Raw genomic sequence first — 16,102 nt, forward strand, 5'->3', positions numbered from 1 at the left:
GAACGCCTGCTCAGTCGGTGAGCTCAGACGGTGAGGACGGTGGCCGCGGCCGTGCCGGGGGCGCCGTAGACCTGGGCGAACCCGACGCGCGGGTTGCCGGCGACCTGACGGTCACCCGCCTGACCACGCAGCTGGCGAACCAGCTCGTGCACCTGGCGGAGCCCGGACGCGCCGATCGGCTCGCCGTTGGCGATGAGACCGCCGTCGGTGTTGACCGGCAGCGAGCCGCTGATCTCGGTCGCGCCCTCGGCGATCAGCTTCTCCTGCTCACCGTCGGCGCAGAAGCCGCACTCGGCCATGTGGATGATCTCCGCGCCGGCGTCGGTGTCCTGGAGCTGGATCACGTCGACGTCCCCCGGGCCGATGCCGGCGGCCTCGAAGGCGGCGCGGGCGGCGTAGACGGTCGGCGCGACGTCCTCGTCGACCGGCGCGAAGGTGCTGTGCACCTCGTAGGCACCGAAACGGCGGGTGCGGATCTCCGTGGCGCGCAGGTAGATCGGCTGCGAGGTGAACCGGTGCGCGATGTCGGCGCGGCACATGATGGCGGCGGCGGCACCCTCGTCCGGCGAGCAGAACATGTAGTGCGTCAGCGGATAGTTGAGCATGGGCGAGCCGAGGATCTCCTCCTCGCTCAGCGCCTTACGCCGGAACGCGTTCGGGTTGATCACACCGTTGCGGTAGTTCTTGGCCGCCACCTTCGCCAGCGTCCGCTGCGAGATGCCGTGCTCGTGCAGGTAGCGGTTGGCCTTGATCCCGAAGAACTGCGTGGTGACGTACTGGCCGTTCTCGGCGTACCACGCCGGCAGGCCGAGCATCGACGGATGGGCGGTGAACGCGCCGCGCGGGTGCTTGTCCAGGCCCACGGCGATGCCGATGTCGTACTTGCCGAGCCGGATCGTGTCGGCGCACAGCTGGATGGCGCTGGCCGCGGTCGCGCAGGCGTTGAACACGTCGGTGAACGGGATGCCCGTCAGCCCGACGAGCCTCGTCACCGCGTCCGGGTTGGCGATCTCCAGGCTGCCGCCGACACCGAACTGGATGTCCTTCCAGCCGACCCCGGCGTCCTTCAGCGCCAGCTGGATGGCGTCCGCGCCGAGCTCCATGGCCGACTTCTCGAAGCGACCGAAGGGATGCAGGCCCACGCCGATGATGGCGACGTCGTTCATCTCGATGGTTCCTCTCTGGCTCGTGCGGCGTGGGTCAGGCTGGCGCGAAGGCGAACGTGATCACTTCGTCGCCGTCGGCGTCGGTGTAGAACGGCACCATCGTCAGCTCGACGTCCATGCCGAACTTCAGCTTCTCCGGGTCGGACTCCGTGAGCCGGCCCTCGACGCGGATCACGTCGTCGAGCTGGACCAGCCCGACGCCGAACGGCTTGAAGGTCTCGGCCGTCTCCCCACCGGCGTAGGGCAGCTTCGGGACGAAGCCCTGCGTCGTCCACGCGATGAGGGTGCCGCGGCGGGGCAGCAGCTCGTCACTCATCTTGTCGCCGCTGCACCGGGGGCAGAGGGCCTGAGTGGGGAACGTCGTGGCGCTGCAGTCGCCGCAGCGGCTACCGATGAGCTGTGGCTGCTCGTCGGGCCAGGTTGAGATCTCGGGCGCGAGCGCCTTCTGCATCCTTTTGCTCCTTCTTGCCGGCCGACGGCCTGTTCGTCCTGGGGAGTATCCATCATGGCCGGGAGCCGGCGCCTCGCGAACGACGGCCGGGCGTGCTCCGGGGCCGGCCGGCCCGGGGCGCCACGCTCCGGCTTGATCCGCGCACGCGGCCGCCAGGCTCGATCAGCACCGCTGCGCCAGCACCATCAGTGCAGCTGCACCGATGTGATCCGCTGCCGGGCACGCCCTCCGCAGCCGCTGGCCGGGACGTCGTCCGCGCCTCCAGCGACCCGGGACGTCGCAGCCCGGGACATCCTCGTTCACCGCCGCACGGTCGCTGTAAGCCAGATTTGTTCGCCTGTATCTGGAGTTACTTCTGCGTCAGACCATCCAGAGCACTGAATTCTGCCGAGAGGTCGATTACCATGGAATTCACAGGCGATTCCGGGAAATCGAGGATTGGTCAGCGGCGACCGTGTGGGCGTCGTAATCCAGCGCAGGATGTACGCAGCCCCGCCGGCGGCGGTCCAGGTTGTTCGACCCCGGCTCCTTCACCCCGCCCCGCCTCCGCGGGCGGCCCGGTGCCGGTCGGCCGACCGGATCGACGGCCTCGACATCGTCGCCTTCTGCCCCGACAGGACCCAGATACGCGGGGCGCCGGCGCTCAGGCCGCCGCGCAGATCGTCGACCTGACCCGCGCCCTCGTGTCCTACCGGACGCCGGCCGCAGGTCGGCGTCCGTGGTCGAGATGGTACTCAGCCTCGGCCAGTGGCTCCGGCGGGTTCCGGTACGCCTGATGCTCGACCGAGCGGATGCCGTGCGGGCACCGAACGGGTGCTGCGCGTCGGTATCCTGTTCCGCGAACTGTTCGTGTCCGCATGGAGGTCCCGTGAGCAATCGGATCGAGACGCTTGAATTTCAGGCCGAGGCCCGTCAGCTTCTGCAGCTGATGGTCCATTCGATCTACTCCGACAAAGATATCTTCCTGCGCGAGCTGATCTCCAACGCGTCCGACGCCCTCGACAAGCTGCGCATCGCCTCACTTGTCGACAAGGACCTTTCGGCTGACACGTCCGACCTGCACATCGCCCTCGAGGTCGACCGGGAGCAGCGCACCCTCACCGTACGCGACAACGGCATCGGCATGTCCCGCGACGACGTCGTCCAGCTCATCGGCACCATTGCCAGGTCGGGAACGGCCGAGATGCTCCGGAAGGCGAAGGAGTCGAAGGACGCCGCTGCGTCGCTGGACCTCATCGGCCAGTTCGGTGTCGGTTTCTACTCGACCTTCATGGTGGCGGACAAGGTCACGCTGCTGACGCGCCGGGCCGGCGAGAGCGGTGGCACGCGCTGGGAGTCGGGCGGCGAGGGCACGTACGTCATCGAGGATGTCGACGACGCGCCGCAGGGCACCGCCGTCACCCTGCATCTCAAGCCGGAGGACAGCGAGGACCACCTCTTCGACTACAMCGCCGAACGGAAGATCCGGGAGATCGTCAAGCGGTACTCCGACTTCATCGCGTGGCCCATCCGAATGGCTACCGAGAACCCGGACCAGGCAGCGAGCACGGACGAAGACGGCACGGCCACGACCGACATCCAGACGCTCAACTCGATGAAGGCGTTGTGGGCGCGCCCGCCCGCCGAGGTCGACCACGCCGAGTACAACGAGCTGTACCGCCACCTCAGCCATGACTGGACCGACCCGCTCGAGACCATCCACATGAAGGGTGAAGGCCTCTTCGAGTACGAGGCGCTGCTCTTCATCCCGTCCCACGCGCCGTTCGACCTGTTCACGCAGGACGGCAAGCGTGGCGTCCAGCTGTACGTGAAGCGCGTGTTCATCATGGACGACTGCCAGGCGCTCATGCCGAACTTCCTGCGGTTTGTCAAGGGTGTCGTCGACGCGCACGACCTGTCGCTGAACATCTCCCGCGAGATCCTCCAGCAGGACCGCCAGATCCAGCTGGTTCGCCGCCGGCTGGTGAAAAAGGTGCTTTCGACGGTCCGCGGCCTGCAGACGGACGACGCCGAGCGCTACCGGACCTTCTGGAAGGAGTTCGGGCCCGTCGTCAAGGAGGGGCTGCTGGACGACGTCGACAACCAGGAGGCGATCCTGGAGATCGTCTCCTGCGCCTCGACGCGCGACCCGGAGCAGACGACGACCCTGCGGGAGTACGTCGACCGGATGAAGGACGGCCAGGACGACATCTACTACATGACCGGCGACTCCCGGTTGATGATCGAGAAGTCGCCACACATGGAGGCCTTCCTCGCCAGGGGGTACGAGGTGCTCCTCCTGACGGACCCGGTCGACGAGGTGTGGGTCGAGCGGGTGGCGCGGTTCGACGGCAAGCCACTGCGGTCGATCGCCAAGGGCCAGGTCGATCTCGGCACGGCGGACGAGAAGGAGAGCACCGAGCCCGAACGGGAGCAGCAGCGGAAGGACTTCGCCGAGCTGCTCTCCTGGCTGACCCGAACCCTGCACGAGCAGGTGAAGGAGGTCCGCCTCTCCTCCCGCCTCACCACGTCGCCGGCCTGCATCGTGGGGGACACCCACGACATCACGCCGACCCTGGAGAAGATGTACCGCTCCATGGGGCAGAACGTGCCGCACTCCAAGCGCATCCTGGAGCTCAATCCGACGCATCCACTGGTGGAGGGGCTACGGAAGGCCCACGAGCAGGACGCGAGCTCCGACGTTCTCAGCGAGACGGCGGAGTTGCTGTACGGGATGGCGCTGCTGGCCGAGGGCGGGGAGCTCGCCGACCCGTCCCGCTTCACCCGCATTCTCGCCGACCGGCTCGCGAACACCCTGTAGGGGGCGTGCATCCGAAACCACGGTGAAGCTCCGCGGGCCCAGGCTCGCGCAGCCGACCTCGGATGACCGGCTTGCTTCGTCCGGTACGAGTCAGCGTGCAGGTCCGGGCCCGCGGCGACGGCGACCGCCGTCGCCGCGGACGCCCGCCTGCGCAGCGGTCGACTAGCTCTCGTCCGGGTGGCTGATACCGCGCAGGATGACGGTCACTCGATCACGGAGCGTCTGCCGCAGCCAGGAAGCGGAGCGGTCTCCCGCCCCCCAGCGGGTGATTGCTTCCATTGTCACGGCCGTCATCATCGCGGCGACTTCTTCCACATCGATCTGCTCGCCAAGCTCGCCGCGTTCCCTACCGTGACGGAGGAGGGATTCGAAGGCGACACTCAGGCGAGGGATCGCCAGGGTTCCATCATCCGGTCGCCCCACGAAGCCAAGGGCGCCGGCCCGCAGCGCGGCCCCCCTGGGCGCGCGAACAACGCGTCGAGCCATCGAGGTCATCATCTGATCGCTCAACGAGCGCAGGGGGACGCCTCGCGCGGTTCCGGCCTCGACCTGGTCGATCATCGCCTGGATCGTCGCCGAGCTCATCTCAAGGAGAATCGCCTCCTTGTTGGGAAAATGGAAATAGAAGGTTCCCTTGCTGACCCCGGCTGCGTGAGCGATATCAGCCACGGTGCTCGCTTCGTACGCCGCATCGAAGTCACCCTCGCTCCAAAGACGAAGGGCGGCGCGAGTGAGGGCCAGACGACTCTCCCGTGACCTGGTGTTCACAAGCGTCGCCCGCTGGCGGGGCGGGGTACGCGTTCGGCCGGGTTCCATCACGGGAATCATACGCAGCGCGGACCGCGACCATTCCGATCTTGCAGGACACCCCTTCTCGGATCACGGGATGGTTCCCGGACGAGTCGGGGGCCGGGCAGGTGGGGCGGACCTCGACCGGCACGGAGGAGGCGTGCCGGCAGGGGCGCCCCGCCGCCCCGCCGGGGCCGACAAGCCCGGCCCGGCCCCGCTGTTCAGCGCCTGGTCTCAGCGCCTGGTGTAGATCACGCCGAGCTTGTCGGTCTCCGTCCCGGCGCGGCCGTGGAAGCCGGCGATCTGCCAGCCGGACGGCGCGGTGCGGGCGGGGAAACAGACGCATCAGTACTCCGCATCGGCAGATTTCGGACGGAATCTGGCGTCGGAAAACTACGGTCGGAGATACGCGGCGGTCAATGAACAACAGGTAGAACACTGACCTAATAGTCACCGCCGTTCCTCGCACGCCCGGGGTTCTGACCCCCCTACTCGGCCAGGTCGGCGTCGACGAGTGCCCGGGCGGCCCAGGCCGGATGCCGGGTCGTTCGTCAGGCACGCATGTTGGCGCCGCCGTCGATCGCCCAGACCTGACCGTTGATCCATTCGGCGTCGTCCGAGAGCAGGAAGGACACGACGRCGGCCAGATCGCTCGGGCGGCCCAGCCGGGTGGTGGGGACCTCTTTCAGGAACCTCTCCTGGAGCGCGACGTCGTTCTGGACCTCCTGCGTCTCGCCCATCACCAGACCCGGCATCACCCCGTTGCAGCGCACGCCCCTGGATCCCCAGTTCCCGGCGACGTGCCGCGTGAGCGCATTGACCGCCGATTTCGAGGCCGCATAAGCGGGCCGGAGACGGTCGCCTGCGCTGACCGCCGCACCGGACGAGGTGTTGACGATGCCACCGCCACCGTTCGCGAGCAGATGAGGCAGGACGGCACGAATGGTCCGCACGAACCCGACCACGTTGACGTCCAGTGTTCGATGCCACACGTCGAGATCGGTGTCCAGTACCGACTTGTCCCGCCCGAGGTTGCCGGGCGACAGGTCCGCGCCGACGTTGAACAGGCCGTGGACGGCACCGAACTTCTCCAGCGTCGTATCGACCATCTCATTGACCGAGTGCTCGTCGGCGAGGTCGAAGTGGACAGCGACCGCGCTGCCACCGGCCTCGTTTATCTCGCTGACGGTGCTCTGCGCTCCGGCGAGGTTGATGTCGCCAACTACTACCTTGGCACTCTCCTCGCCGAGCCTCTTTGCCGCCCCGGCACCGATTCCGGTGGCCCCGCCCGCCACGATGAAGACCTTGTCCGCCAGTCCGCGCATCTCACTGCTCCCGCACTCTGGTACTGAAAAGCCATTCCCCCGCGTGTCGTCGCGCCAGGATCATCGGCCGCGCCCCTGGCGCGACGACAGCACATCCCTTCCAATCGCCCAGCGATCAGATCACCCCATCCACTGACCGCCCGCGACGTCGATGGTCTGACCGCACATGTAGTCGGCGGCCTCCGAGCAGAGGTACGCGACCATGTTGGCGACCTCTTCCGGCAGGCAGACCCGGCCCAGCTGCACCTGGTTCTTCAGCGCATCGATGATGGACTTCCGGCCCGCGAGCTGCGCCTCGTTCTGCGGCTCGAAGAGCATCGCCTTCATCTCAGACTTGATCATGATACCYGGAGCCACACCAAGCACGTTGACGCCACGGGACGCGACCTCGTGYGCGAGATTACGGGTGAAACCGATGACCCCAGCCTTGCACGAGCAGTAGACCGTCAGGCCGGGCTGCTGAATTCGCCCACCCACCGCCCCGATGTTGATGATCTTCCCTGAGCCCTGGGGCAGCAGGTACTCCAGCGCCGCGTGGGCGCCGTACATCATCATGGTCAGGCTGCCCAGGACGGTCCGGTCGATCTCTTCCTTCGTGTGCTTCTCGAAGGCCCCGGCGGCCACCATGACCGGGTTGTTCACCATGATGTCCAGACCGCCGAGCGCCTCCCGGCTCTCCCGCACCGCCCGATGGACCTGGTCCCAGTCCGACATGTCCGCGCGGATCGGAACGGTCTTCACGCCCCAGCGCTTCGCGATCTCCCCCGCGCGCCGCTCGACCTTCTCGAAGGTCCGGCCGACCAGCGCGATATCGGCACCGGAACCAGCCAGCCGATTGGCGATCGCATGACCTAATCCGTCACCCCCCGCACCGATGACAATCGCCTTCTGGCCACTCAGGTCCAGCAGCTCACTCACCCGCTTGTCGATGATATGGGTGGGCAGCCGGTCCAGCCCCAGCGCCTGAGTCAGGTACTGCGTATCCGAATCCATGAGATCCCCTATCGCCGACCCAAAAAAAGTTTTATCCAGCACAGCAAGGCGCACCATCTCATCTGGTTCCAAGGATGTTACGGCCATGCCGCCGGAGCATGCCAATACAAATTTCGACGCCTGGGTATACCGGTTCGGCATGACTGGTGTAGCATGCGCGCCATGGACACACATCGCCTCAGGTACTTCTTACAAGTCGCCGACGAAGGATCGATCAATCGCGCCGCGAGCGTGCTGGGGATCGCTCAACCCGCGCTGAGCCGTCAGGTCCGACTCCTCGAGGAGGACCTCGGCGTCACGCTGTTCCGGCGAACAGCTCGCGGTGTGCAACTGACAGAAGAGGGAGAACGGCTGCGCGCCACCACGACGGCGCCGCTGCGTCAGCTGGAGCTCGCTATGCGATACGTCGGGTCCCGTCTGGCGCGAGTCGAGCGGGCGCTGAATATCGGCCTGCCGACGACCGCCGCCTGCGTGCTGGCCGCACCGTTACTGGACAGCCTGAGCATGGTTTTTCCCAAAGTCGACTTCCAGGTGCGCGTCGGGAGTACCGACGAACTCGTCGACGGCATGTTGAAGGGCTCCGTCGATATCGCGGTGATCCATCCTGTCCTGGACGGCCGACTGTTCCAGGAGGAGCTACTGGTGGAGGATCTTGTCGTTGTCGGGGGCGCCGCATCGGACCTCATGCCTGACCGGACGATCGGATTCGCCGAGCTCACCGACTGCCCGCTCGTTCTGCCGGCCTCCCAGACCGGAATCCGCAACAGTCTCGAGAACACGGCGCTGAAGCTCAAGCTGAAACTGACGTCCAGATTCGCGACCGACTCGCTTCAGGTGGCAAAGGATCTCATCGCCGCAGGCCGCGGATACGGCATTCTCCCGCTTTCCGCCTGCGCTACCGACATCGAGAACAAAAGGCTGCGCTACGCCCCGCTTCGCAATCCCGCACTCACGCAACAGCTGGGCACCGGCACCACGTCCCACCTGGAACTGCCGCGTGGTTTCGCGACGAAGGTCGGCCAGGTCATCCGCGACGAGGCGGAGCGGCTCGTCAGGTCCGGCGTGTGGGCGGCGCGGATCTCCCCGCCACAGCGTGGGGCCTGATCTCGGCTGCCCGCGCGCGGCTTTCGCCGCTCCTGGCCCCACGGCTTGCGCAGGGCCCGGTCCGACGGTCAGGCCTTTACCTGCGCCGCCGCCTGCGCCGCTGCCTGTTCCGCCGGCTCGCGCCGCAGGACCGAAGGACCGATGGCTCCCGCCGGAGTCATGCCGCGGCGCCGGCTGGCGCGTCCGCCAGCCGTTCCACGACCGGTGCGAAGGATTCGGGGCTCGCACCGAGCGGCGTTGTGAAGTAACTGATCCCGAACCGGTCACGGACGTCCAGGATTTTCCGGCAGACGTCGTCCAGCGAACCGATGGCGACCATCGGCGACGAGCCGAGGTCCGCTCGCGACGGGACAGCGCCCCCGGACGATCCTCGGACCTGCCGGCCAAAGCTCTGAAAGCAGGTCTCAAACGCCGCTTCCGGATCATCGGTGATCGTCACGTTCAGCAGTTGGGCTCCCAGCTCGATGTCGCCGAAGCGGTCCCCGGCGGCAGCGCGGACCCAGCCGATTCTCTCCTCGTAGGCCTCGCCGCTGAACGGGTGCGGTTCGGCCGGCCGGACCTCCTGCGGAAGCCGGGGCATGATCTGCACGATGTCGGCGTGGCGCCCGGCGACCGAGAGCAGTTTGCGGCCGCCGCCGCCGATCATGATCGGCGGGTGCGGGCGCTGCAGAGGTCGTGGGGTGCCACGAAGAGCATCAATCGTGAAGTTCCCGCCTGAGTAGCTGAACGGAGCGTCTCCGAACAGGCCTTTCAGGATGATGACCACTTCCTCGAGCCGCGCGATCCGCGCGGCGGCCGGGTCGTACCGGATGCCGGCCTGTTGGTACTCGGCCTGCATCCATCCCGCGCCGAGCCCCACCTGCAGACGCCCCTGGGACAGCACGTCCAGGGTGGCGAGCTCCTTGGCGAGGACGGCGGGATGCCGTAGATCCTGGTTGAGGACAGTCTGGGTCAGCCGCAGCGTGCTGGTCGCGTCGGCGACCGCCTGGAGAGCGATCAGCGGAGCGTACCGGATCATGAAATGGTCGGCGAGAGCGAAGGTCGAATAGCCGAGACGCTCGATGGCCTGCCCGGCCTCCCGGAGCGCCGAGAGGTCGGAGATCCGGCCCGGGCCGGTGTTGAACCGGATCGGCCGCGCCGGTGACAGATGAGCCTCGCTCGACTCGCCCGTGACCGGCATCCTCGGCCTCGGCCTCGGGTAGGCCTTCGCGGGCTCCGCCATCACTTGTCCCGCTCTCCGCTCCAGCGGCATCGACTGCGCAAGGGGGCCACCTCACCGTTCACACGCCCCGGCGGCGCCGACGTCCGCGGAGCACGCCGTCAGTTGGGAGATCCGGCACAACCTGACACCAACATCAACACGCGACGGTAGTCGCATCCTGGTCGAGCAGCAAGAGCTGCCGCCCGGCGCCTCCCGGTAGCCGTGCGTCGGGAGGCGACGGGACGGCCGCCCTTGCTGCCCTTCTTCTTCCGGTTGGCGGCCTGATCCTTCTTCTCCGGGAGACTGCCTTGATGTGGCGTTTCCGCAGGTAGGGATGGTTGCTGCGGGACGCGTAAGCCTTGTCCCCGGCGACCGCGTCGGGGCGGGTGCGGGGACGGCCGACGGGCCCCGGGGACCCGTACCTTCGTCAGCACGGGGATGAACTGCGGGCTGTCCGCGGCCTGCCCCGCGGTCAGGACGAACGCCAACGGGCGGCACCTGCGGTCGGCGGCGAGGTGGACCTTGCTGGTCTGCCCGCTCCTCGATCGTCCGAGTAAGGCAGCTTTCAGCCGGAGTCCACGCCGGCGCCGGACACGTCGTCGCTCCTCCCGCTCCGGATCGTCTCCGCCGTTCTGCCCGCCTTGTTCCTCCGGGCCGCCCCCGCGTCATGCAGAACGATCTACCGGATCAGACCCCACCACGAGAGCGAATCCCACAGATAGATCACAACTGGATACACGCCCTAGCGGGATCCTCGAGTAGCACCCCTTCACAGCTCAGGAAGGGAGATCTCCCATTCGGTCGGGTCGTTGTCCTCGAGGATCGCCCACTCGCCTTCCGTAGCGCCCTGCTGATCCTGAAGGCCCGTGGTGGGCGCCTGACCGGATCCAGTCGAGCTGACCGAACACTGCGGACCAGACACGACGATCACCGGTCGAGGACCTGCGACAGCGGCCGTGTCGGCGGCGGCCGGGGCGTTGATCGTGGTTCCCCCGATATTGCCGGAGTTACCGGCCCCGACGGTGGGCCCGCCCGCGGCGATCCCCCCGAATGCGGCAGTCGTACCGCCGGCCGTGTTCCCCGTTCCACCGACGATTCCGGTGCCGCCCACAGTCGGCCCAAGGCCACCGATCGTGAGACTTCCGATGATCAGGTTGACCGTCCGCTTTTCATTGAACCAGTCGTCCTCGAACAGGTCGTCCTCGAACAGGTCGTCCCCGTCCGAGTCCACCGCCCCACCGGCCAGATCCACGAGGCATGGGCCGGCCTGCGACTGCAACCACGCCGCCGTCGTGGCTTCATCAGCGGGACCGAGCTGATAGCACGTCACACCGTTTCCGGTGTTCCCGGCCAATCCGCCACCGCTTCCCCAGCAAATTGGAGCCGCAGCCGATCTCGCACCCTTCTTCCCCTCCTGCGACGGATTTACGGAAACAGTGCTCGCCGACGCGGGAGTCGCCAACAGCAGGGCTGCCGCGGACAGTCCGCCGGTAAGAAACACGCTTCTCGAGTATCTCCCGATATCCATTTGACTCCTTGTTCGAGCGAAGGTCCAGGACCAGCACCGCGCGATGGTAGCCAGTGAATCTCCGGCCACCCCGGCAACCCTGCTACCCGCGTGTCGACGACGATCTGGGCCATCAGCGCATCGGAACGTGGGGTTTCGGTCCGCAGGCGGTCGCCTCACCCGAAGTCCACTGAGCGTCGAACATCACCTCGACCGCGTCGCGAACTCGTGGGCTGCACTGAAGGGGGATTTCAGGCACGTATCGTCACGACGACGGCATGGTGGAACCGCCGAACCCGAACCACCTGTGGATCGGCGCAGGCCCGGCGGGGATCAGAAGGCGGCCAGAGACAGCAAGCCCGGCCGGGGCGGTGAGGAGGCGACGGGCCTTTCCTTTACGGCGCCCCGAGTGCAGAGGTGGCTTGGCCGGGGCCGTCTTCGTCGCCGGACGTTGTCCGGCGAGGTGGGACAGCCTTTTCCCGGTTCTCTGCGGCTTTGAAGGTTGTCGCGGCGCGGATCAGCATCCCGGCCAGGAGGTGGGCTTCTGCGGGGGTGAGGCATTCGTGGCCGCCGCGGGTCGCGCCGAGATCATCGAAGTCGGTGGTGACCACCCGGCGGGCAGGTCGTGGACGCGGTGACGTACCGCTCGATCCGCGCGCACTGGCCGGGCAGATGACGAGCTCGTTGACGTCCACGCCGGGCGGCTGCCCGATTTCCCGCACGTTGCGCTGGACGGTGGCGATATAGCTCGCGGGATACGGGTCGGCTTCCACGATCCGGTAGACATCGACCGGGGCCAGGGCTGCGGACGACGCGTCGATGCCATAGGGTCAGGTCGCCCGCGGGATCAGTAACCGTACTTCGACCCGTAGCAGGTAGGCCGACGCGGAGAGTAGTTATCCTCGAGCGCGGCTACTTCCTTGTCGCTGAGGTCGATGTCCAGGAAAAGGGGCCTGCCCGATCCGTCGGTCGTCGGATTGGACGACCCACGAGTCGTGCTCACATCACCGTCCCAAAGCGTGATGCCGAGCTCGACGGCCTGCCGGAAGATCGGCTCCGCCGCATCCGTGTCGAGCGCCCAGTCCCGCCCGGTGTTGGGCTTGCCAAAGCTCATGCAGCCGAGCGCTATGCGACTGATCTTCAATCCTGATGATCCCAGCCGGGTGTACTCCATGTGCTCATCCAACATCGGTACCCACCGCTGCTGGGGGGCACTGCCAGTGCCCCCCAGCCTGACCGGAAGCGAGATTTTCCCCTGATATACAGGCGGAAAATCCGGTGCACCGTGCCCGGCCGGGCTGCCGGCGCTCAGCTCAATCCCCGGCTGCGGCCGATGCTCGGGTAGAACCCGCTACGCGGTGGCGACGGAGATCGATTTGACGTCGAGGTAGCCCTCAAGGCCCTCACGGCCGAGCTCGCGGCCGTAGCCGCTGGCCTTCACTCCCCCGAAGGGAGCCGCAGGGTCCATGGAGTAGCCCTGGTTCACGCCGAAGGTACCGGCCCGGACCCGGCCCGCCACCTCGAGCCCATGCTCGGTGTCCGCGGTGAACACGGAGCCGGCCAGGCCGTACTCCGAGTCGTTGGCGATGCGAACGGCCTCGTCCTCGTCGCCGTAGGGGATGACGACGAGCACCGGGCCGAAGATCTCCTCCCGGGCGATCGTCATCGAGTTGTCCACCTCACTGAAGACGGTCGGTCGCACGTACCATCCACGATCGATCCCGTCGGGCAGATCGGTGCCGCCGACGACGAGCCGGGCGCCCTCCCGCACGCCGGTGTCGATGTACCGGCGGACCCGTTCCTGCTGGCGCCTGGCCACGAGCGGGCCCATCTCGGTCGCGGGATCGGCCGGATCGCCGATTCTGATGGCCGACAGGGTTGCCGCGAGCGCATCGGCGTAGTCGCCGACGCGGCTCGTGGGCACGAGTACCCGGGTGAGGGAGTTGCAGATCTGCCCGGCCATGCCCATGCCCGAGAGGCGGACGGCGCGCGCCACGGTGGCCGGGTCGGCGTCGTCCAAAGCGATGACCGCCGACTTTCCCCCGAGCTCGAGGCTGACCTTGGTGAGGTTGGGAGCGCATGCCGCCGCCACCTGCCGGCCGGCCGCCGTCGAGCCGGTGAAGGAGACCTTGTCGATGCCGGGGTGGGCGACGAGGTAGGCGCTCACCTCACGGTCGGCGGGGATGACGTTGACGACGCCCGGCGGCAGGCCGACCTGGTCGAGCAGGTCGGCGAAGAACAGCGCGTCGAGCGACGACTCGGGCGCCGGCTTGAGCACGACGGTGCAGCCGGCGAGGAGCGCCGGGACGACCTTGGTGACGGTCAGGAACTGCGGCATGTTCCAGGGGACCACCGCGGCGACGACGCCCACGGGCTCCTTGCGCAGGATGATGTCCTGGCCGTATACGCCTGGCCGCTTCTCCTGCCAGGAGTAGCCGGCCGCTGTGTCGGCCAGCGCGGTCATCAGCGCCCCGGGCAGGGCGACCTGCGCGCGCCTGGCGAACGAGATCGGCGCGCCCAGCTCGGCGGTGATGAGCTCGGCCAGCTCGTCGCGATGCCCGCGGTAGAGCGTGGCCAGCCGCCGGATCACCTCGACCCGCTCGGCCGGATCGGTCCGCGGCCACGGCCCCTCGTCAAAGGCCCGCCGCGCCGCGGCGACGGCGCGGTCGACGTCCTCCGTGCTCGCCGCGGCGACGCGACCGATCAGCTTCTCGGTGTGCGGCGAGGTCACCTCGATCCTGCTGTCGGTGCTCGGCGCGACCCATGCGCCTCCGACGAACATCTGCTCCCGCTCCCACATGAGTGCTCCCTGCGCCGATGCCAACACCCTGGACCGCGATCTTTGGGACACGGTCAGCTTCCCGGTTCTCCACGTGCCGGCGCCACATCTGCTGCCCGGCTCATGTCCTTCCGCGCACCAGGTCGATGCGCCAGGATCCGCACCGTGTTCCGGTGGAGGCCGACTGGTCGCGCGCGGAAGTGAACGTGACCCAGCGTGGCGATGTCGAACGCATCGCACTGTCCGGTGCCGGGGACCTCGACGCGGCCGCTGGAGCCGCGGAGGCCCCCGCGGGACGACACGTACCCGAAGGCCGCCGTCCGGCCGTCCGGCCGCCGGCGAACGGGGGCGCCGCACGCATCGGATATCGCACCGAGTGGTGGCGCGGGTAGCGCGGCGAGGTGTTCTTTTGGCACGCGCAAATGACCTCCCGATGAATCAAAGGAAAAGCGGAGACTACGAACTCGAAACCTGAGATCCACGGCACAGCCGTCTGGTCCCGCGCGGACCAACTGACCGCAGACAAGGCCGCCTGTCTTGGTATCGTCGGGGCGCACCTGCCGACCATTCAGACGGCCGGCGGACGGATCACCGTTCAGAGGCAGCGCTCCACGGAAGATTCACCAGTGACCGGGATGCCACGTTCACGGCGCGTGTGACACGCGAAACTTCCCGATCCCGTTTTTCTTTCGAGACCATCATCCAGGGGGCCCGATGTTCTCCCGTCGTCGAACGTTGTGCTCGGTGCTGGCCGCGGTTTCCGTCGGCGCGGCGGGTCTCCTCGCCGGCTGTTCGTCGCCCGAGGCCAGCGCAGCGACCGGCTGCGCCACACCGGGTGTGGGCGCCCAGCAGATCGATCTCGGTGTGCTGTACCCGGACACCGGGCCGGCCGCGGAGCGTTCCGACGCCGTCCGGGGCGGGATCGACGCCCGCATCGGTGAGGTGAACGCGGCCGGGGGCGTGCACGGCCGCAAGGTCGTCTACCAGTGGCGCGACGACAAGGGGTCCGCCACGGAGAACGCGATGGGCGCCCGCGACCTTGTCGAGCACCAGAACGTCTTCGGTCTCATCGAGCTGTCCGTCGCGGCCTCAGGAAGCGCGCGCTACCTCGCCGACCGGGGAGTTCCCGTGACGGGCCTGGCCCACGAGCAGGTCTGGTCGACGATGCGGAACATGTTCGCCTTCACCTATGTGACCGGCGTCGCCGTCGACACCCAGGGCCAGTTCGTGCGTTCCCAGGGGGGCCGGCGCGCGGTGACCCTGCAGCCCGCGCTGTCCGCGGGCATTTCGGATACCGCCGACAAGTACGCGCGCAGCCTCGCCGCCAGCGGAATACCCGTGGTCGACACGGTGAACTTCACCCCGAACGTCGACAACCCGGCCGCGGCGGCCTCCAGGATCGTCGCGGCGAAGGCGGACACGGTCATCGGCCTCATCCCGCCGGACAGCCTCGTCGGCATCCTGAGCACACTACGGCAGGCCGGCCACCCGCCGAAGGTCGTCCTTTCCGGCAACGGCTACGACAAGAGGCTCCTGGAGACCTTCGGCGCACAGGCGGCGGGAATCACCGTGCCGCTCGTCTACCGGCCACTGGAGCTCGGCGGTCCGGCGATCCAGACCTACCTGGAGGCGATGAACCGGTACGCGCCGCAGGTCGCCCAGCCCGAGAACGACAGCTCGGTGCTCGCCTACATCAGCACCGACATATTCCTGGAGGGCCTGCGCCTCGCCGACGCCTGCCCGACGCGTCAGGGCTTCATCGACCGGCTGCGCGCCCAGAACAGCTACGACGCCGGTGGCCTGATCAGCCCGATCAGCTTCCGGACGGGCGCGGGCCGGCCCACCACGTGCTACTCGTTCGTCCAGGTCAACGGCTCGGGCAACGCGTTCCTCGTCGTCGAGCCGGACCTGTGCGGCAACACGCTCTGATCTTCGTTCCAGGAGCGCCACGGTTTCCGCGCCCGCCCGCCAAGGGTGGACCGACGGA

General features: G+C 67.8%; 13 protein-coding genes and 1 pseudogene. 3 read left to right on the top strand and 11 right to left on the bottom strand.

The genetic code is table 11. The annotated features are described in order from the left end of the window. Positions 1-23: 23 nt before the first annotated feature. Positions 24-1,166 (bottom strand): thiolase family protein, encoded by a 1,143-nt coding sequence (locus tag BBK14_RS26045; protein ID WP_071065886.1) that lies wholly within the window; start codon positions 1,164-1,166, stop codon positions 24-26. A gap of 34 nt (positions 1,167-1,200) precedes the next feature. Then, positions 1,201-1,617, bottom strand: coding sequence for a Zn-ribbon domain-containing OB-fold protein (locus BBK14_RS26050; RefSeq protein WP_071065887.1), 417 nt, complete (start codon positions 1,615-1,617; stop codon positions 1,201-1,203). Between the two features lie 868 nt (positions 1,618-2,485). Between BBK14_RS26050 and htpG the strand changes: the two genes are divergently transcribed. Then, entirely contained in the window at positions 2,486-4,417 is a 1,932-nt protein-coding gene (gene htpG, locus BBK14_RS26060) for a molecular chaperone HtpG (protein WP_071065889.1), read from the top strand. Positions 4,418-4,579: 162 nt separating this feature from the next. Here the strand turns inward: htpG and BBK14_RS26065 are convergent, their stop codons facing one another. From BBK14_RS26065 to BBK14_RS26075, 3 genes are all read right to left on the bottom strand, one after another. Then, on the bottom strand, positions 4,580-5,245 hold the full coding sequence (locus BBK14_RS26065; RefSeq protein ID WP_071065890.1) for a TetR/AcrR family transcriptional regulator: 666 nt from the start codon (positions 5,243-5,245) through the stop codon (positions 4,580-4,582). 512 nt (positions 5,246-5,757) lie between these two features. Next, the gene (locus tag BBK14_RS26070) at positions 5,758-6,531 is read right to left on the bottom strand and encodes an SDR family NAD(P)-dependent oxidoreductase (protein ID WP_071065891.1); all 774 of its coding nucleotides are present in this window, start codon (positions 6,529-6,531) and stop codon (positions 5,758-5,760) included. A gap of 120 nt (positions 6,532-6,651) precedes the next feature. Further along, positions 6,652-7,524, bottom strand: a complete 873-nt coding sequence (locus BBK14_RS26075) for an SDR family NAD(P)-dependent oxidoreductase (RefSeq protein WP_071065892.1) — start codon at positions 7,522-7,524, stop codon at positions 6,652-6,654. 162 nt (positions 7,525-7,686) lie between these two features. On the opposite strand from BBK14_RS26075, the gene BBK14_RS26080 reads away from it, so the two are divergent. Further along, complete coding sequence (locus tag BBK14_RS26080) at positions 7,687-8,628, top strand: LysR family transcriptional regulator (RefSeq protein ID WP_071065893.1); 942 nt, start codon at positions 7,687-7,689, stop codon at positions 8,626-8,628. Positions 8,629-8,785: 157 nt separating this feature from the next. On the opposite strand, the gene BBK14_RS26085 is transcribed toward BBK14_RS26080, so the two are convergent. From BBK14_RS26085 to BBK14_RS26105, 6 genes and pseudogenes are all read right to left on the bottom strand, one after another. Next, entirely contained in the window at positions 8,786-9,808 is a 1,023-nt protein-coding gene (locus tag BBK14_RS26085; RefSeq protein ID WP_071065894.1) for a TIGR03621 family F420-dependent LLM class oxidoreductase, read from the bottom strand. Positions 9,809-10,065: 257 nt separating this feature from the next. Further along, positions 10,066-10,488 (bottom strand): annotated as a pseudogene (locus BBK14_RS35915) (transposase); the annotation flags it as partial. Between the two features lie 110 nt (positions 10,489-10,598). Next, a complete protein-coding gene (locus BBK14_RS26090) occupies positions 10,599-11,291 on the bottom strand; it encodes a hypothetical protein (protein ID WP_157904344.1) in 693 nt (230 codons plus the stop codon). A 440-nt stretch (positions 11,292-11,731) separates the two neighbouring features. Then, the gene (locus tag BBK14_RS26095; RefSeq protein ID WP_071065896.1) at positions 11,732-12,109 is read right to left on the bottom strand and encodes a hypothetical protein; all 378 of its coding nucleotides are present in this window, start codon (positions 12,107-12,109) and stop codon (positions 11,732-11,734) included. 74 nt (positions 12,110-12,183) lie between these two features. After that, positions 12,184-12,510, bottom strand: coding sequence for an aldo/keto reductase (locus tag BBK14_RS26100; protein WP_083391261.1), 327 nt, complete (start codon positions 12,508-12,510; stop codon positions 12,184-12,186). 177 nt (positions 12,511-12,687) lie between these two features. Continuing rightward, a complete protein-coding gene (locus tag BBK14_RS26105; RefSeq protein WP_071065898.1) occupies positions 12,688-14,136 on the bottom strand; it encodes an aldehyde dehydrogenase in 1,449 nt (482 codons plus the stop codon). 693 nt (positions 14,137-14,829) lie between these two features. On the opposite strand from BBK14_RS26105, the gene BBK14_RS26115 reads away from it, so the two are divergent. Continuing rightward, positions 14,830-16,044, top strand: a complete 1,215-nt coding sequence (locus BBK14_RS26115) for an ABC transporter substrate-binding protein (RefSeq protein WP_071065900.1) — start codon at positions 14,830-14,832, stop codon at positions 16,042-16,044. Positions 16,045-16,102: the final 58 nt, after the last annotated feature.

The organism is Parafrankia soli, assembly GCF_001854695.1.
Lineage (GTDB): Bacteria > Actinomycetota > Actinomycetes > Frankiales > Frankiaceae > Parafrankia > Parafrankia soli.